This is a genomic window from Mycobacterium sp. NGS22 (assembly GCF_059813095.1).
The window spans coordinates 1-21,703 of sequence record NZ_JCALDY010000030.1 but is presented as its reverse complement, the minus strand read 5'-3'; the positions used below and the strand labels follow the sequence as shown (position 1 = coordinate 21,703).

At 66.2% G+C, this 21,703-nt stretch carries 23 protein-coding genes and 1 pseudogene; 20 read left to right on the top strand and 4 right to left on the bottom strand.

Annotated features, from left to right (window positions below; genetic code table 11):
* Positions 1 to 141 precede the first annotated feature (141 nt).
* From AC5Y47_RS21745 to glsA, 4 genes are read left to right on the top strand one after another with little or no spacing between them, the layout of a single operon-like run.
* Positions 142 to 1,026, top strand: coding sequence for an acyl-CoA thioesterase (locus AC5Y47_RS21745; protein ID WP_499946320.1), 885 nt, complete (start codon positions 142 to 144; stop codon positions 1,024 to 1,026).
* 5 nt (positions 1,027 to 1,031) lie between these two features.
* On the top strand, positions 1,032 to 1,946 hold the full coding sequence (locus AC5Y47_RS21740; protein WP_499946319.1) for an LLM class F420-dependent oxidoreductase: 915 nt from the start codon (positions 1,032 to 1,034) through the stop codon (positions 1,944 to 1,946).
* A 1-nt stretch (position 1,947) separates the two neighbouring features.
* Positions 1,948 to 3,096 (top strand): acyl-CoA dehydrogenase family protein, encoded by a 1,149-nt coding sequence (locus AC5Y47_RS21735; protein ID WP_499946318.1) that lies wholly within the window; start codon positions 1,948 to 1,950, stop codon positions 3,094 to 3,096.
* 56 nt (positions 3,097 to 3,152) lie between these two features.
* Positions 3,153 to 4,433 (top strand): glutaminase A, encoded by a 1,281-nt coding sequence (gene glsA / locus AC5Y47_RS21730; protein ID WP_499946317.1) that lies wholly within the window; start codon positions 3,153 to 3,155, stop codon positions 4,431 to 4,433.
* Positions 4,434 to 4,465: 32 nt separating this feature from the next.
* Here the strand turns inward: glsA and AC5Y47_RS21725 are convergent, their stop codons facing one another.
* Positions 4,466 to 5,140 (bottom strand): DUF427 domain-containing protein, encoded by a 675-nt coding sequence (locus AC5Y47_RS21725; RefSeq protein WP_499946316.1) that lies wholly within the window; start codon positions 5,138 to 5,140, stop codon positions 4,466 to 4,468.
* 314 nt (positions 5,141 to 5,454) lie between these two features.
* On the opposite strand from AC5Y47_RS21725, the pseudogene AC5Y47_RS21720 reads away from it, so the two are divergent.
* From AC5Y47_RS21720 to AC5Y47_RS21675, 10 genes and pseudogenes are all read left to right on the top strand, one after another.
* Positions 5,455 to 5,808, top strand: a pseudogene (locus AC5Y47_RS21720) (HNH endonuclease signature motif containing protein); the annotation flags it as partial.
* 23 nt (positions 5,809 to 5,831) lie between these two features.
* Positions 5,832 to 6,995 (top strand): CaiB/BaiF CoA transferase family protein, encoded by a 1,164-nt coding sequence (locus AC5Y47_RS21715; protein ID WP_499946315.1) that lies wholly within the window; start codon positions 5,832 to 5,834, stop codon positions 6,993 to 6,995.
* 80 nt (positions 6,996 to 7,075) lie between these two features.
* Positions 7,076 to 7,606: a hypothetical protein gene (locus AC5Y47_RS21710; RefSeq protein WP_499946314.1), complete on the top strand. Its 531-nt coding sequence runs from the start codon at positions 7,076 to 7,078 to the stop codon at positions 7,604 to 7,606.
* 10 nt (positions 7,607 to 7,616) lie between these two features.
* The gene (locus AC5Y47_RS21705; RefSeq protein ID WP_499946313.1) at positions 7,617 to 8,321 is read left to right on the top strand and encodes an NIPSNAP family protein; all 705 of its coding nucleotides are present in this window, start codon (positions 7,617 to 7,619) and stop codon (positions 8,319 to 8,321) included.
* Positions 8,318 to 9,529: a cytochrome P450 gene (locus tag AC5Y47_RS21700; protein WP_499946312.1), complete on the top strand. Its 1,212-nt coding sequence runs from the start codon at positions 8,318 to 8,320 to the stop codon at positions 9,527 to 9,529. The genes AC5Y47_RS21705 and AC5Y47_RS21700 overlap by 4 nt, the downstream gene beginning before the upstream one ends.
* A 1-nt stretch (position 9,530) precedes the next feature.
* Positions 9,531 to 10,499, top strand: a complete 969-nt coding sequence (locus AC5Y47_RS21695) for a zinc-binding dehydrogenase (RefSeq protein WP_499946311.1) — start codon at positions 9,531 to 9,533, stop codon at positions 10,497 to 10,499.
* Positions 10,496 to 11,236 (top strand): HpcH/HpaI aldolase family protein, encoded by a 741-nt coding sequence (locus AC5Y47_RS21690; RefSeq protein WP_499946310.1) that lies wholly within the window; start codon positions 10,496 to 10,498, stop codon positions 11,234 to 11,236. Before AC5Y47_RS21695 ends, AC5Y47_RS21690 begins: the two co-directional genes overlap by 4 nt.
* On the top strand, positions 11,233 to 11,580 hold the full coding sequence (locus tag AC5Y47_RS21685; protein WP_499946309.1) for a nuclear transport factor 2 family protein: 348 nt from the start codon (positions 11,233 to 11,235) through the stop codon (positions 11,578 to 11,580). Before AC5Y47_RS21690 ends, AC5Y47_RS21685 begins: the two co-directional genes overlap by 4 nt.
* Positions 11,577 to 12,290: an SDR family NAD(P)-dependent oxidoreductase gene (locus AC5Y47_RS21680; protein ID WP_499946308.1), complete on the top strand. Its 714-nt coding sequence runs from the start codon at positions 11,577 to 11,579 to the stop codon at positions 12,288 to 12,290. Before AC5Y47_RS21685 ends, AC5Y47_RS21680 begins: the two co-directional genes overlap by 4 nt.
* Complete coding sequence (locus AC5Y47_RS21675; RefSeq protein ID WP_499946307.1) at positions 12,272 to 13,201, top strand: alpha/beta hydrolase; 930 nt, start codon at positions 12,272 to 12,274, stop codon at positions 13,199 to 13,201. The genes AC5Y47_RS21680 and AC5Y47_RS21675 overlap by 19 nt, the downstream gene beginning before the upstream one ends.
* Here AC5Y47_RS21675 and AC5Y47_RS21670 read toward each other — a convergent pair.
* Complete coding sequence (locus tag AC5Y47_RS21670) at positions 13,195 to 14,529, bottom strand: sensor histidine kinase (protein ID WP_499946346.1); 1,335 nt, start codon at positions 14,527 to 14,529, stop codon at positions 13,195 to 13,197. The two genes, AC5Y47_RS21675 and AC5Y47_RS21670, sit on opposite strands and share 7 nt — an antisense overlap.
* A gap of 56 nt (positions 14,530 to 14,585) precedes the next feature.
* Complete coding sequence (locus AC5Y47_RS21665; protein WP_499946306.1) at positions 14,586 to 15,686, bottom strand: alcohol dehydrogenase catalytic domain-containing protein; 1,101 nt, start codon at positions 15,684 to 15,686, stop codon at positions 14,586 to 14,588.
* 14 nt (positions 15,687 to 15,700) lie between these two features.
* Here AC5Y47_RS21665 and AC5Y47_RS21660 point away from each other — a divergent pair, with 14 nt between their 5' ends.
* Together AC5Y47_RS21660 and AC5Y47_RS21655 are read left to right on the top strand one after the other, a co-directional pair.
* A complete protein-coding gene (locus AC5Y47_RS21660) occupies positions 15,701 to 16,156 on the top strand; it encodes an acyl-CoA thioesterase (RefSeq protein WP_499946305.1) in 456 nt (151 codons plus the stop codon).
* 21 nt (positions 16,157 to 16,177) lie between these two features.
* Positions 16,178 to 16,618: an SRPBCC family protein gene (locus AC5Y47_RS21655; protein ID WP_499946304.1), complete on the top strand. Its 441-nt coding sequence runs from the start codon at positions 16,178 to 16,180 to the stop codon at positions 16,616 to 16,618.
* 261 nt (positions 16,619 to 16,879) lie between these two features.
* On the opposite strand, the gene AC5Y47_RS21650 is transcribed toward AC5Y47_RS21655, so the two are convergent.
* The gene (locus tag AC5Y47_RS21650) at positions 16,880 to 17,584 is read right to left on the bottom strand and encodes a GntR family transcriptional regulator (protein ID WP_499946303.1); all 705 of its coding nucleotides are present in this window, start codon (positions 17,582 to 17,584) and stop codon (positions 16,880 to 16,882) included.
* Positions 17,585 to 17,742: 158 nt separating this feature from the next.
* On the opposite strand from AC5Y47_RS21650, the gene fadD5 reads away from it, so the two are divergent.
* The 4 genes from fadD5 to AC5Y47_RS21630 all read left to right on the top strand — a co-directional run.
* Positions 17,743 to 19,401 carry a fatty-acid--CoA ligase FadD5 gene (fadD5, locus tag AC5Y47_RS21645; RefSeq protein WP_499946345.1) on the top strand — a complete coding sequence of 553 codons (1,659 nt, stop codon included), beginning with the start codon at positions 17,743 to 17,745 and terminating at the stop codon, positions 19,399 to 19,401.
* Positions 19,402 to 19,684: 283 nt separating this feature from the next.
* Positions 19,685 to 20,422 (top strand): MlaE family ABC transporter permease, encoded by a 738-nt coding sequence (locus tag AC5Y47_RS21640; protein ID WP_499946344.1) that lies wholly within the window; start codon positions 19,685 to 19,687, stop codon positions 20,420 to 20,422.
* Positions 20,422 to 21,291 (top strand): MlaE family ABC transporter permease, encoded by an 870-nt coding sequence (locus AC5Y47_RS21635; RefSeq protein WP_499946302.1) that lies wholly within the window; start codon positions 20,422 to 20,424, stop codon positions 21,289 to 21,291. The genes AC5Y47_RS21640 and AC5Y47_RS21635 overlap by 1 nt, the downstream gene beginning before the upstream one ends.
* A 4-nt stretch (positions 21,292 to 21,295) precedes the next feature.
* Positions 21,296 to 21,703 (top strand): MlaD family protein (locus tag AC5Y47_RS21630; protein ID WP_499946301.1); only part of this gene is annotated, 408 nt, incomplete at its 3' end.

The window sequence follows — 21,703 nt, the reverse complement described above, 5'->3', positions numbered from 1 at the left end:
TTTACAAATCACTGCAGAAGTGTCATGCACCGCGGGTATCGCTGTCAACGCATCGCATCGGCGGTGCCGATTGCCTAGCTTTACAAACAATACGCAAAGTGTCACGCTGAGCCGTGAGCTGCCGGAGCAAGGAGTGAGCGCGTGACGACAGAATCTGAACAGGTCCAGTGGTCGGTGGAGAGCCTGCTGGAACTCTTCGAAGTGCAAGCCGCCGACGCACCCGACCGGTACACCGCCGAGACCGGCTTACCTGGACAGGACGGCCGGCAGGTGGTGGAAGGCACCCAGGTGGTGGCCCAGGCCATCGTGGCCGTGGCCCAGCGATTTGCGGGCAAGTCGGTGCGGTCGGTACACGCGGTGTTCGCGCGTGCGATCGCGGTAGGTCCCCCGATCGAACTCGCCCTCGACGTATTGAACGAGGGCAGGTCCACGGCGACCGCCGTCGTTTCCGTGGTGCAGAACGGCAAACGCTGCGTGACCCTGACGGTGTTGACCGACGTCCCGACCGAGGACGTCATCCGCCACCACCTGCCGCGACCCGAGGTGGCCGCGCCCGCGGACGCCAACGTCTCGGAAATGCCGATGACCGGACGGGAGTTGCGGCTCGTCGACGTGGTCGACGTCAACAGTCCCGACGAGGTGGGCCCGCCGGAGTTGTATGCCTGGCTGCACTACGACCCCATCCCTTCCCGGGACGACCTGGCCAAGGCGCTGCTCGCGTATTTCACCGGCCACCTTGGCATTTCGACGACCATGCGCGCCCACGAAGGCATCGGCACCGCCCAAGCGCACCTGACGGTGTCCACCGCGCCGATGTCGATCTTCGTCTCGTTCCACGAGCCGGTGCGCTGGGACGGCTGGCTGCTCTACACCCACGAGAGCACCCAAGTCGGCGCCGGAATGTCCTACGTGCGTGGCACCGTGCACACCGAAGCCGGTGAGCTGCTGTGTTCGTTCGCCCAGGAGGCGCTGATCCGGCCGCTGCGCACCAGCGACACCTCGATCGACGCCCGGGCGCGGTTCTGAATCCCATGCGTTTCACCGTCACCCACCCGATGCACAGCCATCCCTACAACCCTGAGCTGATCTCGGGGGCAGGTATCGCCACGGTGGCGGCGGCGGTCGAACAGGCGGGCCTGCACGGGTTCGGCTTCACCGACCACCCGGCCCCGTCGCAGCGATGGCTGGAAGCGGGCGGTCATGACGCGCTGGATCCCTTTGTGGCGCTGGGGTATGCGGCGGCACGGACCACGACACTGCGGCTGATTCCCAACATCGTGGTGCTGCCCTACCGGAATCCGTTCGTGGTGGCCAAGTCCGGGGCCACGTTGGACGTGCTGTCCGAAGGTCGCTTCACGCTGGCCGTGGGTGTGGGCTACCTGCGCAAGGAGTTCGCCGCGGTGGGGGTGGACTACGACGAGCGCACCGAGTTGTTCGAGGAGGCGCTGGAAGTCATCCGGTTGATCTGGACCTCCGACGACATCGCCTATGAGGGTAAGCATTTCACCGCCCGCGGCATCACCGCGCATCCGCGTCCGGTAAGCCCGCCGCCGATCTGGGTAGGCGGCAACACGACTACGGCCCGGCAACGGGTGGCGCAGTACGGCGACGGGTGGTGCCCGTTCCCCGCGCCGGCAGGCTTGGCGCGCACCGCAGGAACCGCGTCCATCGACTCGCTGGACAAACTCGCGGCCGGCATCGACGATCTGCGACGCCGGTGTGACTCCCTGGGACGTGACTGGTCAGCTCTCGACGTGACGTTCACCAACTTCGACGGCGGCAGCCCGGCGACCGACGACTTCAACGCCGACGCCTACCTTGATGGCTTGGAAAAGCTCGCGGCACTGGGGGTTACCTGGGTGTCGGTGCACCTGCCCGGTGACAGCCTGACGCACATCCTGGAAACCGTCGACCGGTTCCGCACCTCGGTGATCGACGCGATCTGACATGGACTTTTCGCGGGTGGAACTCTGCGCCGAGGACCAGGCTTACCAGGATCTGATGCGCGCATTCGTAGCCGAACACGTCACCGAGGAGGTGCGGGCGCGCAATCGCGAGTTCGGCGAGAACTTCGACGAGAAGGTGCATTTGGCGCTCGGCGAGGCGGGCTATCTGGCGGCGGACTGGAACGTCGAGTCCGACGGTGGGTTCAGCCCGGTGCGCCGTCGGATCTTCAATCTGGAGATCGCGCGGGCGCACACGCCCTGGTATCACTGGGGCACCACGTCGGTGGTCGCGCGGCTGGTGCAGCAGTTCGGCGCGCCGGAACTCGCCGAAAAGGTGCTGCCCGGTGTGCTTTCCGGGCACATCCGGCTGTGCCTGGGTTACACCGAGCCCGAAGGCGGCTCGGACGTCGCCACCTGTAAGACCCGCTCGGTACGTGACGGGGACGGCTGGATCATCAACGGCTCCAAGATGTTCACGTCGAATGCGCAGAACGCCAAGTACGTCTTCCTGCTCACCAACAGCGATCCGCAACGGCCGAAACACAGGAACCTGACCATGTTTCTGGTGCCGCTGGATTCACCGGGTATCGAGATTCAGGGCATTCGCACCCTGGACGGTGATCGCACCAACATCGTCTACTACACCGACGTGCGGGTCGACGACCTCTACCGCATCGGTGAGGTCAACGGCGGCTGGACGGTGATGCGGGCGGCGCTGGACTCCGAGCACGGGCTGGATGAGCGGGACGATCCGGGCTTGCATGATGTTGCCGCGATGGTGATGCAGGGCATGCTGATGGCCGAAGCGCTGGACGGGGTTGCCGGTCTGGCGGACGGCGACGACGACTACTCGATGTACCGGCTCGGGCGCAGTTGCGCGCGGATGGAGGCGGCGCTGTCCACGCCGGGCATGTACGGGCGCGTCGCCATCGCTCAGACGATGCGGGACATCTCCGGGGACTTGATGGACATCCTGGGTCCGGCCTCGGTGCTGCCGGCTGAGACGACAGGCTCGCCCGATGATGGTGCGACGGAACATGTCTCCCGCCTGGCGGTGCCGTTGGGTATCTACGGCGGCTCGCTGGAGGTGTTCCGCAATATGATCGCTCAGCACGAATTGCGGCTGGGGCGACCGGCTTACGGAAGCTGAAGCGAGTTTCCGGTAGCGGACCCGGCTGTCGATCCATTTCCCGTTAAGCTGCCGGTGTGGCGGAGCTGGTACAGCGATATCTCGATCAGATCGTTGCTGAACACGCAGGCGTCACCGAAGGAGCGGTAGCCGATTACATTCCCGAACTTGCCCGTGTCGATACTTCGAAATGCGGACTGACACTCGAGTTGATCGACGGTTATCTCTATAAATCCGGGGATTCGGCCACCGCATTCACAATTCAATCGATCTCGAAACCGTTCACCTATGCTCTTGCGCTTGAATTGATCGGCCATCATGCGGTAGATGCGAAAATCGGTCTAGAGCCATCGGGTGAGCCGTACAACATGATCAGCGTCGACGACCGTACCAAGACGCCGAAAAACCCGATGATCAATGCCGGCGCCATTGCCGCAGTGTCGCTGTTACCTGCCGGGACTCCGCAACAGCGATTTACGCAGATCTTGGATTTCTACTCAGCATGCGCCGGTCACCGCCTCGGTGTCGACGAAAACGTCTACCGCTCCGAAAAGACGAGCGGCAGTCGAAACCGTGCGATCGCCTATATGTTGCAAAGTTTCGGCGTCCTCGATGACGATCCCGATGAGGTCCTCGACGTCTACCTTCGACAATGCTCGATCAAGGTCAGCAGCACTGATCTAGCCCACATGGCCTCTACGCTCGCCCATGGCGGGGTGAATCCGCGGAGTCGGACACGGATAATGTCCGCGGCAGTCGTCCAGCGCACGCTCAGTGTGATGATGACGTGCGGAATGTATGACTCCGCAGGCGACTGGGTAAGTGCCGTGGGGATGCCGGCAAAAAGCGGGGTGGCCGGCGGCATCCTCGCGGTACTGCCGAGCCAACTAGGCATCGGCGTTTATTCTCCGCTGCTCGACGGGCATGGCAACAGTGTGCGCGGCAGCCGTATCTGTCGCAGTCTGTCGGCGCAGCTCGGTCTGCACTTTTTGTCGGTGACCCGAGAAAGCCGATCGATCATTCGGGACACCCACGACGTCGTCGCAGGAATTCGCGTTTTCGAGTTGCACGGGGATCTCCTGTTCGTCGGGGCCGAACAGGTCATGCGCACCGTGGAAAATGAGTGCGACCTATTCGATGTCGCGATTCTGGAGTTGTCGCGGGTCGGTGACATCAGTGAGATCGCCCGCACCATGCTGGCCAGGATGCGTGAGTCATTGACGAAAGCAGGCAAGTCGATCGTCCTGGTCGACCCCGATCGCCGGGTGATGTTGACCGGCCGCAGTAGCGAGGGCGCCGTCGTTTATCCCACGATCGACGAGGCGGTCCGCGAAGCGGAGAAGGAGCGCGGCAACTAGTTCAGCGCAACGCAGGTTGCCGCTGGGACGGCTTATGGCTCGGGCAGTTCGGCAATCACGTCGGCGTGAGCGGCATCGAAGCTGAAATAGCCTCTGATGGGCAGTGTTTCGGGCAGCGGGTCCTCGTAGGTCCACGCGACGTCTGCCTCGGCGGCGGCCCAATACGTCGCGTAGCCCTTGTAGTTGCAGTAGCTCGTGGTGTCGGTCTTGTGTAGCAGATCGGTGCGCACATGCTCGGGTTTGACGTAAAGCCTTGGCGGCAAGGCAGTCTCGAAGACGATGACGGTGTCGTCGGTGTCGACCAGCGTGGTGCCGTCGACGCTGACGCTGAGACGTCGTCTGGTCGGTCGGCAGTCGACGCGGTGATACGGGTTCGGCGGGTAATGGACCAGTTTGCGGCCCTCCTCGAACCACGCATCGACGGCGTCCCACGGCACGGACAGGTAGCCGGGTGCCTCTGGTTCAGCTTCGTTCGGCAGCTCGGATGCCTCGTCGGTGGGAAATGCGTAGCTGAGCGTCCGGTCCGGCCGGTGGATCAAGAGTGCCTTCTCGGTGTCGATGACGAGCCGCCCGTCCTTGTATGCCTGGATGCGGCGCGGATGCGGCTCGATGTAGACGACTTTCCCCGTCAGGTCGCGCGGTATCGGGGGAACGAAGCGCCCGGCAGGATGACTGCTCAACGGACCGCGGCCGGTTACCAGGCTCATGGTGTTCCTCCGATGTCGGGCTCTACTTGTCGGCATCTTGACATGAGGCAACATGGATCCAGCCGCGCTGGTTGGGCATCGGCTCGATTTAAGGCGTCCTCGACGGTCGCTTGGTACTTGGGAGGCCGTAGCTTACCGAGGTAGAGCGAGACGATCGGTGTCGGTGCTGCGTCGAGGACTGCTGCGAGCTGGGAGTTGAACTCGGTCCCTGGGACAGCATCCTCTTCGAGAACCACAAGCCAGCGGGCGTCAGTGCCGTCGAGCAGTGTGCGTCAGACGATCTTGTGATTGCAGTGCGCTCCGAGGTGGCCGCCGCCGGCGCGGATCTGTTCCCCCCGCTCGGCACGGCGTGCGTGGCGTTAAACCTCAAGCGGCGCAACCGATCCAAACAGCGGGCCGGCCAGATCAACCGGGCCCGCAAACATAACCGGGAGACCGGGCCCGTCAACGATGAACGACGCTGGCTCGCCGAGGCCCGCAAGAAGGGGATCGCCGATCGCAAGTGGCGAAACCACCAGCGCGACATGCTGTTCATCTTCAAAGGCGCTCCGAGTACCAGCCCGTTCTGTACTTGGATCAACGACCCGCGCGAACCTGAAGAACTTCCCCGAGACTGGAGACCCGACCAGCCTCCCTTCGAACCCCTGCCCGACGACCCACCGTTCTAGCCCGGCTGGTTAGTGTTCCACCCATGGCGGGACCGGTGGAAGGCATCAAGGTCGTCGAACTCGGGGTGTGGGTCGCGGGGCCGGCGACCGGAGGCATCCTGGCGGACTGGGGTGCCGACGTCGTCAAGATCGAACCGCCGACCGGTGATCCCGGGCGGTTGTTCGGCCGGATGTTGGGTTGCGACCTCGGCGTGAACCCGCCCTTCGAGATGGACAACCGGTCCAAGCGCAGCGTCGTGCTGGACCTCACCACCGAAGCCGGACGCGGGACCGCGCTCGAATTGCTCGATGACGCAGACGTTTTCGTCACGAATGTGCGGCCCGGGGCGCTGCAACGGTTGGGGCTGGACTACGAGCAAGTCGCCGCACGCAATCCGAGATTGGTCTACGGCCTGATCACCGGCTACGGCGAATCCGGCCCCGACGCCGACCGCGCCGCCTACGACGTCGCCGCGTTCTGGTCGCGCGGCGGCATCGCCCACCTGCTCACCCGGCCCGGCGACACGCCGCCGTTCCAGCGCGGCGGGATGGGTGATCACTCGGCCGGCATGACGCTGGCGGCCGCCGTGTGCGCGGCGCTGTTGGCCCGCGAACGTACCGGGGAGGGCCAACTGGTGAGCACGTCGCTGTACCGGCAGGGCGCCTACACGGTCAGCTTCGACCTGAACACCTACCTGCTCACCGGCCAGCCGATCGCGATCGGGCAACGCGCCACGATGGGCAACCCGTGCATGAACAACTACGCCGCGGGCGACGGACGCCGATTCTGGATCGTCGGCCTGGAGGTCGACCGGCACTGGCCGGCACTGTGCCGGGTGGTCGACCGACCCGAGTGGCTGACGCAATATCCCGACGCCCGGGCCCGCGCCGTCAACGCGGTGCCGCTGATCGCCGCGCTGGACGAGATCTTCGCGACCCGCTCGCTCGACGAATGGGCGGAGCTGTTCGCCGCCGAACCGGACTTCTTCTGGTCGCCGATCAACACCCTCGAGGACATCGTGGCCGACGAACAGTTCCACGCGTCCGGCGGCCTCGTGGACGTGCCGAACCCCGACGGCGACGTACCGATGGTGGCCACGCCCGCGGATTTCCACGGAACGCCCTGGTCACCTCGTTCAACAGCCCCTGAACTGGGCCAGCACACCGAGGAAGTACTCGCCGAATTGGCAGCCCGTCGCCAGTTATAGGCAACGACGGAGCTTTACAAAACTACGCAAAAGTGTCACGCTGTCCCACAGCCCATGACAAGCGCGACAGGCACGGATTGATGGTCACTTCGACGTTCCATATGACGGGCGCGGCGCGACGGAGCCGCGAAGACGGTCAAGCGTTGCAGCATCGGCTCGACGTCCTCGCCACCGACACCGGCGACGTTGTCCTGACGGCCGGCGGTTGGCTGTTCGACCGGGTGATGGCGGGTTGGGCGGTCAACGTCCTGCTGCCGCGCGGTTGCGCCGCCCGGCCGCTGCGGATCCTGGGTGCCCAGGTGCTGGAACTCGACGAGCTGGACATGTCGGCCCCGATGAGTGACGCCCTGGCGGTCAGCGTCGAAGCCCTCACCGCCCACGACTGCGTCCGCGAATGGGTACGCAGGGCCGTCGACGATCGGTTGACCGAAGTCGCGCTGTGGGGCCGGCAGTGGCCGCTGGGGATGGCGCGCGGGATGACCAGGACCGACTACACCCTCAGCGCCGCCGCCCGAGCCTTCAAGGGGCAGGCGCTGCGCGCAGCCGAAATCCCCTATCGGTCAATCGATCCCACCGAAACGCTGTTCACCGACTCGGCTCGGCTCGGGTGACCGGGACACGATGAAGAAGTACTACCGCCACACGCTGCTGTACCTGCACGAAACCATCGACCTTGGCTCCGGGCGCAGCGACCGCTTCACCGAAGTCTTCACCGCCACCTACCAACCGATGATGGAAGACCTCGGCGCCCGGCTCTTCGCGATCTGGGAGTCCACCCCCTACAACGGCCACTGGCCCCAGGTCACCGTCATCTGGGAGATCGACGCCTTCGCCGACTACGCCCGAATCGGTGCCGCGCAGGCTGCCGGCGGCAGCCACGAGACCGCGGCCGCCCAGTGGCAGGAATTCCTGGCCGGTATCGGCGCCTCCGGGGAGGGCCGGATCATGTACCCGGGCCCCAGCAACAGAACGCTGGCTCAACTGCGGGAAGCCAATTTCGCTGCCCCGCTGGTGATTCAGGAGATCATGCAGACCAAGCCCGGCCGGCAGGACGACTACATCCGCGAACTGGAGCGGCTCTACGTGCCGTGGTCGGAAAGCACCGGAAAATACTGGCTTGGCTCGTTCACCACCACCTTCCGATTCAACGAGGTGATCCACTACTGGGCGCTCGAAGGTGGCTGGGAGTGCTTCGCGAATCACTACCCGTCCTGGAAGGACAGCCCGCCGGCCGAGATCGTCACCTGGATGAGCGTTGCGCCGGCACTGCGCGACGGCTGGGAGGACTCCATCCTGCAGGCGTTACCGCCGTCGCCGTTGCAATGAGCGAATTCTCCTACGATCCATTCGATCCGGAGGTGATGGCGAACCCGCCGGCGTACTACCGCATCCTGCGCGACGAACATCCGGTGTATTACCTGCCGCAGTGGGATACGTTCGCGCTTTCCCGATTCGAGGACATCTGGCGGGTGCTGGAGGTCAACGACGGAACCTTTGTGGCATCCGAAGGCACGTTGCCGCCGGCGTCGGTGCTGGCCAAGCACAACGACGGCCCGGTCGCCGATCCGCCGTTGCACCCCTTGCCTTTTCACGCGGTGTTCGACGCGGACCTGTACGGCGAGATCCGCCGCGCGCACTCCCAACCGTTCCGGCCACGCTCGGTCACCGCATTGGAAGCCAGAATCCGCGAGCTGGCCAACGAACGCCTGGACCTGCTGTTGCCGCGCGGCGAATTCGACCTGACCCAGGAGTACGGCGGCATCGTCGCGGCATCCATGGTGTGCGAACTGCTCGGCATATCAGTCGATCTCGCGCCGCAGGTGCTGGCCGCCGTCAACGCCGGTAGTCTTGCCCAGCCCGGTGAAGGCGTCGACACCGCCGAGTCCCGGCCCAACTATCTGCAATTCCTGATTCCGGTGGTGGAACGGCACCGGGCCGGTCAGGGCGATGCGCTTCCGATAGTCGACGGGCTGCTCGGTTACCACCTGCCGGACGGCAGCGCGCTCAGCGACACCGAGGTCGCCACCCAGATGCTGTGCGTCTTCATCGGCGGCACCGAGACCGTACCCAAGATCGTGGCGACGGGACTGTGGGAGCTCAGCCAACGCCCCGACCAGATGACGGCGGTACGAGCCGATCTCGACCGAAACGTGCAAATCGCCCGCGAGGAGATACTGCGGTATTGCGCGCCGGCGCAATGGTTTGCCCGGACCGCCCGCAAACCCTTCACCATTCACGGCCAGACGATCCAACCGGGACAGCGCGTCATCACGCTGCTCGCCTCGGCCAACCGGGACGAGCGCGAATACCCCGATCCCGACGAGTTCATCTGGGACAGGCCGATAAAGCGTTCCCTGGTCTTCGGCCGCGGCCAGCATTTCTGCCTCGGCTTCCACCTCGCCCGACTGGAAGTCGCTGTGCTGCTTCAGGAATGGCTGAAAAGAGTACCGGACTTCGCGATCCGCGGCGACCGGGCAACCCGGCTGCCGTCGAGCTTCCAGTGGGGCTGGAACAACATCCCGGTGGAGGTCTGACGTGTGGTCCTACCGGATCATCGCCCCCTTTCTGTTCGAACGGACCGACATCGCGGAAAAGACGTCCGAGGGCCTCACGGATGGGCAAGTGCTGCTCGGCTTTTCGGCCGCGGGAGTCTGCGGCAGCGACCTGCCTGCGTTCCGCGGGTCCCGGGGCCGCCTGCCCGGTGACGACGGGCGCAGCGGGCCGGAAAAGGACGGCTTTCCGATCCACGAGGTCGCCGGTGAGGTGATCGCCAGCCGGCACCCCGAGCACCGTCCGGGTGACCTGGTGGTGGGTTGGGCCTCCGGCTTCGACGGCATGATGGAGCGTGTGGTCAGCATTGGCGACGGACTGGCACGCTACGACCCGGTGCTCACCCCCGCACAGGCGGTCGGGCTGCAACCGCTGGCCTGCGTCCTGTACGCCTGCGAGCAGCTGCCGGATCTGGCCGGACGGCACGTGGCGATCATCGGACAGGGATCGATCGGCCTGCTGTTCTCCTACGTCGCCAAGGCATTCGGGGCCCGGCGCGTCACCGGCGTCGATCCCGTCGACCGCGAAAGCCTCAGCGGCACATTCGGAGTCGACGAGGCAGTCCGCGCCACCAGCGACAGGTGGGTCAGCCAACTGGTTCCCGCCGACCGGGCCGACGTGGTCATCGAGGCGGTCGGCCATCAGGTCGCCACCTTGGGCCACGCCATCGACGCTGCCGCTCCCGGCGGTACCGTGTTCTACTTCGGTGTCGCCGATGACGACGCCTATCCGATCAACATGCGCGCCATGCTGCGCAACAACCTGACGCTGAAATCCGGTGTGACACTGGACCGGCGGCGGATGCTGAAACAAGCCGCCGAGTTCGCGGCCGAGCACCCCGAACTGCTCGAGGCGTATCTGACGCACACCTTCGCCGTCGACGACGTCCAGGCCGCGTTCGACCTCGCCTGCCGACCGGTCCCCGAGCGGGTCAAGATCGCGATCTGCCGATGAGCATCTTCCAAAGCGACCTGCGGCAGATCATCTGGGGTGGCTGGGTCACCGGCCCGACGCTGATCGGCCCCGAAGAGTTCGCCAAGGCCGGCTACGACTACGTCGGATTCGACACCCAGCACGGCTATCTGGACGACGCCGACGTCGCCGGGATGCTGAGGCGGCTGGAACACGTGCCGATCACCACCGCCGTCCGGCTCCCGAATGCCGACCCGGCGCCGATCGGCCGGGTCCTCGACGCCGGCGCGGACGCCGTCATCATCGCGATGATCGAGTCGGCGGACCAGGCCGCCGCGGCGGTCGCGGCCACCCGCTTCCCGCCCGCCGGGGTGCGCAGCTTCGGCCCGTTGCGGGCCAGCCTCGGACACGACCCGGCAGCGCTGGAATCGAGGGTGAGCGTCTTCGCCATGATCGAGACCGCGGCCGCGGTCTCCGGCATCGAGGAGATCTGCGCCGTAGCCGGCCTGGCCGGAATCTATGTCGGCCCAGCCGATCTGGCGCTGTCGATGGGTGTCGGCGTGGTGGGCGCGTTGGCCAATCAGCAGGTCCTGGCAGCGATCTCCCGTATTCACCGGACGGCCACCGACGCGGGCCTCATCACCGGAATCCACGGCAGCGACGGGAAGACCGGAAACACATTGGCCAAGATGGGGTTCCAGATGATCACCCTGGCGGCCGAATCGCAGGCGCTGCGCCGCGGGGCCACCGAACACCTGCGTGAGGCGACCGCGCAATGAGCGACGAGATCCGCGACCTGTTGGCCCGCTACGCGCTGGCCCTCGACACCCACGACGTCGCCGAGGGATTGGCGGTGTTCACCGAGGACGCCGAATTCGTCGCCTACGGGAAGACATACTCCGGCCACACCGGTATCGGCGCGATGTTCGACCAGGCGCCACGCGGCTTACACCTGTTGGGCGCCATCAGCGTCGACGTCGCCAACGACACTGCGACCGCGCGATCGCAGGTGTTGTTCGTCAACGACACGGAGCTGCGACCCGGGCACTACGAAGACGAGCTGGTGCGCAGCGAGGGCACATGGCTGATCCGCCGCCGTCAGTTCCACAGGGCCGCAACATGACCCGCGTGGCATTGGTCACCGGTGCCGCCGGCGGGCAGGGCCGGGTGATCGTCACCAAGCTGCGCGCCAACGGCTACTCGGTGGCCGCCGCTGACTTGAGCCCGCTGCCAAACGAATTGGACGGCGACGACGAGGTGCTGGACGTCCGGCTGGACATCACCGACCCGGCCCAGTGGGATGCCGCCGTCGCTGCCACGGTCGAGCGATTCGGGTCGCTGACCACCCTGGTCAACAATGCCGGGATGCTGCATCGCGCCGCGCTGGCCGAGGAGACCGTCGACGATTTCGAAAACTCCTGGAGGGTCAACTGTCTAGGTGCGTTCCTGGGCATGCGGGCGGCCTTGCCGCAACTGCGGAAAGCTCAGAACGCCGCGATCGTCAACATCTGCAGCACCGGCGCGATCCGGCCGTTCCCGCAGCACTGTGCCTACGGCTCGGCGAAATGGGCGCTGCGCGGCCTGACTCAGACCGCCGCCGCCGAACTCGCCCCGGACGGCATCCGCGTCAACGCCGTCTTCCCAGGTCCGATTGCCACACCGATGCTTGACGAGAACATCCAGCAGCGGTTGGCCGCGGTGGCGATGTTCGGTCGGCTCGGCCAACCGACCGAGATCGCCGACGCGGTCGCCTTTCTGGTGTCCGAGGCGGCGTCCTTCATCACCGGCTCGGAACTGGTCGTCGACGGTGGGCAATGCCTGCAGATCCGATGATCCAGGCCGTCGACCGGTTGCATCCGGCGCTGCGTGCCGTAGCCGTCACCCGGACGATCTTCACCGCCGAAGCGATCCCGCTGATCCGTGAATCGATGAACCAGCGTCGCGCCGACAGCGTCGGGGACGCCGCGGGCTTGGACATCGAGGACACGCACGCCGACACGGTGCCGGTGCGGATCTACCGGGGCTGCGCGCCGCCGGCACCGGCGGTTATCTACTGTCACGCAGGCGGTTTCGCGATGGGCAACCTCGACACCGACCACCGGCAGTGCATCGAACTCGCCCGTCGCGCCCGGTGTTCGGTGGTTTCGGTGGACTACCGACTGGCGCCGGAGCACCCTTTCCCGGCCGCGCTGGAAGACGCTGTCACCGTGCTCAATTGGGTGGTCGCCAACGCAGCGGAACTCGATGTGGATCCGGCCCGGCTGGCCGTCGCCGGCAGCAGCGCCGGCGCCGCGCTGGCCGCTTGCCTGGCACACGGTTCCGCCGACAAAGCGTTGCCGCCGTTGCTCTTTCAGCTGCTGCACCAACCGGTGCTGGACGACCGCCGTACCCAATCCATGACCGAATTCCGTGCCACCCCGGCCTTCGACGGTGAGGGCGCGCAGCTGATGTGGCATCACTACCTGGGCGGGCAGGCCCCGTCGCACGCCTCCGTTCCCGCCCGGCGAGGCGAATTGACCGGCCTGCCAGCCACATTGATCACCTGCGCGGAAATCGACCCGTTCCGCGACGAAGCGGTCGAATATGCGTTGCGCTTGCTGCGCGCCGGGGTCGGCACCGGACTGCACGTATTCCCCGGTGCCTGCCACGGATTCGATTCGCTGCTACCCGAATGGTCGGCCAGCCAACGGCTGTTCGCGCTGCAGGGCGAGGCGCTGGCGAAAGCGTTTTACGGCGATCAGTAGTTGTCGCTGGGCGGTCGCGGACCCGGCAGATCCAGCAACAACCGCGCGCCACCGAGCGGGCTCGCCTGCAAAGACGCGGTGCCGCCGTGCAATTCGGCCTGCTGTGCCACCAGCGCCAGGCCGAGACCCGACCCGGAATGCGACGCGGTGGATCCGCGGGAGAACCGGTCGAAGACCGACTCGCGCTCATGTTCGGGCACGCCGGTTCCGTCGTCGTCGACGGCGATCTGCACCCCCGCGCGCGAACTCACCGCCGAGAGCTGCACTTGGTCGGCGTGACCGTGCTTGACCGCGTTGGCGATCGCGTTGTCCACCGCGAGCCGCAGCCCGGTCGGCAGGCCGAGCATCAACAACGTCGGCGATGGCAGCAACGACACCGTCAGCTCGGGATAGATGCGCTCGGCGTCGTGTGCCGCGCGATCCAGCAGTTCGGTGATGTCCACCGGCACGAAATCGTCGGTGGTGATGGTCTGGCCTTGGGCCAGCCGTTCCAGCGCGGACAGGGTGGCTTCGATACGACTTTGGGTGCGCATCACGTCGGCCATCACCTCTTCGCGCTGCTTGGCGGGCAGCTCCAGGGTGGCCAGCACCTCCAGGTTGGTCCGCATCGCCGTCAACGGCGTGCGCAACTCGTGGGAGGCGACGGAAGCGAAGTCGCGGGCCGAGTCCAGCGCGTCCTTGGTGCGCTGCTGCTCGTCGCCGATCCGGGCCAGCATGCCTTCGACGGCCTCGGCGATCTCCACCGCTTCCCAGACCCCGCGGACCTGCACCTCGTCCGGGTTGGACTGCGCGTTGATGGCGCGGGCCTGCTGGGCCAGCAACCGGAACGGGTTGATCATGATCAGCCACATGACGCTGCCGACCAGGAAAGTGCCGACGATGACGCTGCCGCAGATCAGCAGGACCCGCAGGTGCAGCTGGTCGATGCGGTCTTCGGCTTCGGACAGCGGCGCACCGAGCGCGACGGTGGCGTCTCCCGCGGTGAACGTGCGCACCCGATAGGGGACCCCGTTGATCGCGGTGGAGGCGTAGCCCACCGGCAACGCGGGCAGCACGACGCCGCTCGGCACGGACATGGTGTTGGCGCCCACCCGCACGGTGCGAACCAGGCTGTCGTCCGGCGCAACCTGATCGGTGGGCGAACGCTGCGGGCTGGTCAGCAGGGTGGCGACGTCACCCAGGCTGCTCACCGAGTCGAGCCGCCGGTCCAGTTGGCTGTACTGGTCGTTGGTGACGCCGACCCACACCCAGGTGCCCAGGATGATGACCAGCGCGATCACCGACAGCGCGGCCACGATCACGATCGTGCGCAACGAGACCAGCGGCAACGGCAGCCGCAGCAGGCGGTACACCCGGTCGTTGATCGTCATATGTCGGTCCTCGATCAGAAAGTGATCAGCTGACGGACGGCGGTGCCGTCGGCCAGATGGTCCATCGCCTCGTTGATGTCGTCCAACCGAACGGTCGCCGAGACCAGCTTTTCCACCGGCAGCCGGCCTGACTGCCACAACGCAACGAAGCGGGGAATGTCGCGGCTGGGCACCGCCGAACCCAGGTAGCTCCCGATCAGCGAGCGGCCTTCGGCGACAAAGCCCAACGGAGACAGACTGATTCGCGCATCGGGCCGGGGCAGCCCGACCGTGACGGTCCGCCCCCCGGGCGCGGTCAGCGCGATCGCCGTCTCCAGCGCGACGGGATGACCGACGGCCTCGATCACCACGTCGGCCTTGATACCCGCGGCCTGCTCCGGGGTGTAGGTCTCGTGAGCGCCCAAAGCGGTTGCCGCAGAAAGCTTTTGCGGTAGCTGATCGATGCCGATCACCCGGACCCCGGGATAGGTCAACGCGGTGAGCACCGCGGCCATGCCGACGCCTCCGAGGCCGACGACGGCGACCGATTGGCCCGGCCGCGGGTCGCCCACGTTGAGCACCGCGCCGCCGCCGGTGAGTACCGCGCAGCCCAGCAGGGCGGCGACCCCCGGCGGCACGTCGGGCGGTACCGCGACCGCGCTGGCCGCGTTGACCACCGCGTGGGAAGCGAAACCCGAAACGCCCAGGTGGTGATACACCGGATGGCCGGCGCGGTTCAGGCGGATCCCGCCGCCGAGCAGAGTGCCGGCGTTGTTGGCCGCGCTGCCCGGCTCACACGGCGTCAACCCCTGCGTCGCGCACGCCGGACACTGCCCGCAGCGCGGCAGGAACACCAGCACCACCCGTTGCCCGACCCGCAATTCCGTCACCCCGTCGCCGAGCGCTTCGACGATGCCCGCGGCTTCGTGACCCAGCAACATCGGCGTCGGCCGGACCCGGTTGCCGTCCACGACCGACAGGTCGGAGTGGCACACCCCGGCGGCTTCCACGCGGACCAGCACCTCGCCCGCGCCCGGTCCGGCCAGCTCCAGGTCGGTGACGCTGATCGGCCGGGATTGGGCGTACGGCCGTGGCGCACCGATCCGCTCCAGCACCGCGCCCCGGATCGCCAGCATGCTGGAATACAACCATGAGTTCAGTGCCTGCTGCGCCGGACGGCCTGACCAGCAGCGACTTCCCGGTGCTGTGGCCGGTGCTCACGCGCTGGGCCGACAACGACATGTTCGGTCACCTCAACAACGCCGTCTACTACCAGCTCTTCGACACCGCGATCAACGGCTGGATCGCCACCGAGACCGGCGTCGACCCGCTCACCATCCCCGAGCTGGGCATCGTCGCGGAGTCGGGCTGCCGGTACCTCTCCTCGCTGGGCTTCCCGGACCGCCTGACCGTGGGCCTGGCGGTCAGCCGGCTCGGCCGCAGCAGCGTCACCTACCGCCTGGGCATTTTCAAGACCTCGGAAAACGCGCAACCAATCGCCGCGCTCGGGCACTGGGTGCACGTCTACGTCGACCGGGACACCCGCCGACCGGTCCCGATTCCCGACGCCATCCGGTCGCTGCTGGCAACCGCCTGCACCGACTAGCCGCCCCAGTATGCTTCGCCAATGCCAGTTTTGAGTAAGACGGTCGAGGTCAGCGCCGATGCCGCGGCAATCATGGGCATCGTCTCCGACATCGAGCGGTACCCGGAATGGAACGAAGGGGTCAAGGGCGCCTGGGTACTGGCCCGCTACGACGACGGCCGCGCCAGCCAGGTGCGCCTGGACACCTCCGTGCAAGGCCTCGACGGCGTCTACATCCACGCCGTGTACTACCCCGGCGAGAACCAGATCCAGACCGTGATGCAGCAGGGCGACCTGTTCACCAAGCAGGAACAGTTGTTCAGCGTGGTACCGGTAGGCGCCAACAGCCTGCTGACCGTGGACATCGACGTCGAGCCCAGCATGCCGGTGCCGCCGCCGATGGTGAAGATGCTGCTGAACAACGTGCTGGAGCAGCTGGCGGCCAACGTCAAGCAGCGCGCCGAGCAGTTGGGCGCGGGCTAGCCGCCGGATGGCCGGACTCAGCATCCGTCAGGCTTCTGGCGTGAATCCTGGGCTTTGCGCGTGAAGCCTGGGCTTTGCGCGTGAAACCTGGGCTTTGCGAGTGAAACCTGGGCGGGATCCCGACGATTTTCCCGCCCAGGTTTCACACCGGACGCCGTCACTTCACACTCAAAGCCAAGGCTTCACAACCGAAGTCACGCAGCAACCGAAACGGCATATCCTGCCGGCGCGGACCCTCGTGCACTCAGCGGCCGCAACGCCTCAAGAGTTGAAGATCCCGCTTCGGTCCAGCGCTTCGGTCAGCCGTTCGGCCGCGTCGGTGAACTGCCAGACCGTGTGTTTGATCGCGGCCTTGGCGTCGCGGCGGCGCAACGCCGCGATCAGCTGACGGTGATTGCCGACCGCTGCCTCACCCCATCGCGGATCGGCGGCATACATCTGCGCAGGCATGTAGCGCGCCGCGTTGAGCAGGAACCAGGCCAGCTTGATCCGTCCGCTGGCGTGGTTGAACACGCGATGGAAGGAGAACTCATAGGTCGCGATGGCCTCGGCGTCGCCGGCCACGACGGCCTTGGACAACAGCTCGTTGAGGCGCTCCAGCTCGACGATCTCGATCTCGGTGATGCGGTCCGTCGCGGTGACCGCCAGCTCGCGGGCGATGGTGGCCTGCAGCCAAAAGATGTCCTTGATGTCCTCGCGGGTCAACGGCAGCACCACGTGGCCGCGGTGCGGCTCGAGCTGCACCATGCCTTCGCCGCGCAGCTTCAACAGCGCCTCGCGCACCGGGGTGATGCTCACCCCGAGTTCGGCGGCGGTGTCGTCGAGCCGGATGAACGTCCCCGGGCGGAGCTTGCCGGACATGATCGCGGCGCGCAGGTGACCGGCGACCTCGTCGGACAACTGTGAGCGCCGCAGCGGACGAGCGCGCCGGGGTTTGGACGACGCTGCCGACAAAGGTGCGTTCACGTGCCCTGCCAGGTCTTTCAGCCGCTTATCGGGTCTCTACCGTGTCGTTTCGAGGCCTTGTTAACGGCTGCCGTGCCCGTTAATGTGACCCAGACAACACATGTTTTATCAAATATCAGTCTGACGCAAGCGGTGCGCAAGTGAAGGGACGGAACTGGTTGACCGCGCAACTCGCCGGCCACGTGACACAGGCCGAAGCCCACGAGCAGCCTTACCTCGCTCGGCGGCAGAACTGGGTCAACCAGCTCGAGCGGCACGCCATGATGCAGCCGCAGGCGCCCGCGCTGCGGTTCCTGGGCGACACCCTGACGTGGGCCGGACTGCGGGACCGCGTCGCCGCGCTCGCCGGAGCGCTCAACCGGCGCGGAGTCGGCTTCGGGGACCGGGTGATGGTCCTGATGCTCAACCGCACCGAGTTCGTCGAGTCGGTACTGGCGGCCAACATGCTCGGCGCGATCGCGGTACCGCTGAACTTCCGGCTGACCCCCGCCGAGATCGCCTTCCTGGTCGAGGACAGCGGCGCGCGGGTGATCATCACCGAAGCGGTCCTGGCCAAAGTGGCCACCGGCGTGCGTGACATCGCGGCGCTGCTGGAGACGGTGGTGGTCGCGGGTTCGGCGGCGGACACGACGCCGGACAACGATGTCCTCTTCTATGAAGACCTTATGAATGAGGTCGGCGACAGGCCGGCACCGGTCGACATCCCGAACGAATCGCCGGCCCTGATCATGTACACCTCGGGGACTACCGGGCGGCCCAAGGGTGCGGTGCTCACCCACACCAACCTGACCGGGCAGACCATGACGATGCTCTACACCAACGGGGTGGATCTCAACAACGACGTCGGCTTCGTCGGCGTCCCGCTGTTCCACATCGCCGGGGTCGGCAACCTGCTCAGCGGGTTGCTGCTCGGCGTCCCGACGGTGATCTATCCGCTCGGCGCTTTCGATCCCGGACAACTGCTCGACGTGCTGGAGGCCGAGAAGGTGACCGGACTGTTCCTGGTCCCCGCACAGTGGCAGGCGGTGTGCGCCGAGCAGCAGGCCAGGCCGCGCGACCTCCGGTTGCGCACGATGTCGTGGGGTGCCGCGCCGGCACCAGATGTGTTGCTGCGGCAGATGTCTGAGATGTTCCCGGGCACCCAGATACTCGCCGCTTTCGGGCAGACCGAGATGTCGCCGGTGACGTGCATGTTGCTGGGCGACGACGCGATCCGTAAGCGCGGATCGGTGGGCAAGGTGATCCCGACCGTCGCCGCCCGGGTGGTCGACGACGGCATGAACGACGTGCCGGTCGGCGAGATCGGGGAAATCGTCTATCGCGCACCGACGTTGATGAGCGGCTACTGGAACAACCCGGAAGCCACCGCCGAAGCGTTCGCCGGCGGGTGGTTCCACTCCGGGGACCTGGTACGGATGGACGCCGACGGCTACGTCTGGGTGGTGGACCGCAAGAAGGACATGATCATCTCCGGCGGCGAGAACATCTACTGCGCCGAGGTGGAGAACGTGCTGGCCGGTCACCCTCGTGTCGTCGAGGTCGCGGTGATCGGGCGCACCGACGAGAAGTGGGGCGAGGTGCCGATCGCGGTGGCCGCTGTAACGGAAGGCCACCTGCGTATCGAAGAGTTGGATGAGTACCTGACTGAGCGGCTTGCGAGGTACAAGCATCCCAAGGCGCTCGAGATCGTGGACGCCTTGCCGCGCAACCCCGCCGGGAAGGTGCTCAAGACTGAACTGCGGGTGCGGTACGGGATGCGAAAAGATATCGAAAGGCGTTCTGCGACAACAGAATCAACAACAGGAGAGGTAAGCTGACGGGGCTCAAAATGTTTGCCAGGTGCTGACAAAGTGTCAAATGTCGAGTTGCAGTACACACGCGGACGACCATCGGGTACATTCCTGTAGTCTCCGTTACTACCTGCCGGTAGGGAGCGCTGGGTCACATCCGTAGGGTCGGGCAAGGAGGAGGCGTGCAACACCATTCGCCGCAGCATTGCCTCGACGCGGGCGGCCCGTAGGTGAGGGGGCAATCGTGACGACATCTTCTCGTCCGCAGCTGCTGGGCTACGTTCGCGACCAGCTGGAGACACCGCTGACGATGATCGGCGGGTTCTTCCGGATGTGCGTGCTGATCGGCCGCGCGTTGTTCCGCCGACCGTTCCAGTGGCGCGAGCTGATTCAGCAGTGCTGGTTCATCATGCGGGTCGCGCTGCTGCCAACGATCATGGTCTCGATCCCGCTGACCGTGCTGCTGATCTTCACCCTCAACGTGCTGCTCGCTCAGTTCGGCGCCGCGGACCTGTCCGGCGCGGGCGCGGCGATCGGCGCGGTCACCCAGCTCGGTCCGCTGACCACGGTGCTGGTGGTGGCCGGTGCCGGCTCGACAGCTATCTGCGCCGACCTGGGCGCCCGCACCATCCGCGAGGAGATCGACGCGATGGAGGTGTTGGGCATCGACCCGATCCACCGTCTCGTGGTCCCCCGGGTGATCGCCGCGACCGTCGTCGCCACCCTGCTCAACGCCCTGGTGATCACCGTGGGACTGGTCGGTGGCTACCTGTTCGGTGTCTACCTGCAGAACGTGTCGGGTGGCGCTTATCTGGCCACGCTGACCACCATCACCGGCCTACCCGAGGTGATCATCGCGATGGTCAAGGCGGCGACCTTCGGGCTGATCGCCGGCCTGGTCGGCTGCTACCGCGGCTTGACGGTCAGCGGCGGTTCCAAGGGTCTGGGCACCGCCGTGAACGAGACCGTGGTGCTGTGCGTGGTCGCGCTGTACGCGGTCAACGTCATCCTGACCACCATCGGGGTGCGATTCGGGACGGGGCGCTGATGTCGACAGCTGTGGTAGTTCGGTCCCGGTTCCCCCGTGCGGTCGCCAATGTCAACAAGTACGCGGGCAGCGTCGGGCGGGGCATGGACACCACAGGTCAGATGGCCTGGTTCATCCTGCGCAGCATCGGGCTGATCCCGCAGACAATCGCGTCGTACCGCAAGGAGACGTTGCGCCTGATCGCCCAGATCGGTATGGGCACCGGTGCGATGGCCGTGGTCGGCGGCACCGCCGCGATCGTCGGTTTCGTGACCCTGTCGGGTAGCTCGCTGGTGGCCATTCAGGGTTTCGCGTCGCTGGGCAACATCGGCGTCGAGGTGTTCACCGGATTCTTCTCGGCGCTGATCAACGTCCGTATCGCCGGGCCCGTCGTCACCGGCATCGCGCTGGCGGCCACGGTCGGCGCCGGTGCCACCGCGGAGCTGGGCGCGATGCGGATCGCCGAAGAGATCGACGCCCTCGAGGTGATGGGCATCAACTCGATCTCGTACCTCACCTCCACCCGGGTGATCGCCGGCCTGGTGGTCATCATCCCGCTGTACGCGCTGGCGATGATCATGTCCTTCTTGTCCCCGCAGATCGTGACGACCGCGCTGTACGGGCAGTCGACAGGTACCTACGAGCATTACTTCCGAACGTTCCTCCGCCCCGACGACGTGTTCTGGTCGTTCCTGGAGGCGATCATCATCGCGTTGATCGTGATGGTGACGCACTGCTACTACGGCTACAACGCCGGCGGCGGGCCGGTCGGCGTCGGCGAAGCCGTGGGCCGATCCATGCGGTTCTCACTGGTATCGGTGCAGATAGTCGTCCTGTCCGCCGCGTTGGCGCTGTACGGCGTCAACCCTAACTTCGCACTGACGGTGTAGCGCCATGACTGGTCCAGGCAGACAGAACAAGATGCCGAGCACGCCCTACAAGACCATCGGCATCACCGCGCTGGTCGTCCTGCTGCTCGTGCTTTCGCTGGTGTACGTACAGTTCCGCGGCGGATTCACGTCCAAGGACAAGGTGACGATGTTCTCCGAGCGGGCCGGGTTGGTCATCGACCCCGGCTCGAAGGTCACCTACAACGGTGTCCAGATCGGCCGGGTCGGTGACATCACGGAGGTCTCCCGCAACGGGAAGCCGGCCGCGAAGTTCACGCTGGAGATCTACCCCCAGTACCTCGGGCCCAACGGCGTGGTGCCGGAGAACGTGGACACCCAGATCAAGGCCACCACTGTGTTCGGTGGCAAGTACGTGTCGCTGACGACGCCCAAGGACGACAAGGGCAACATC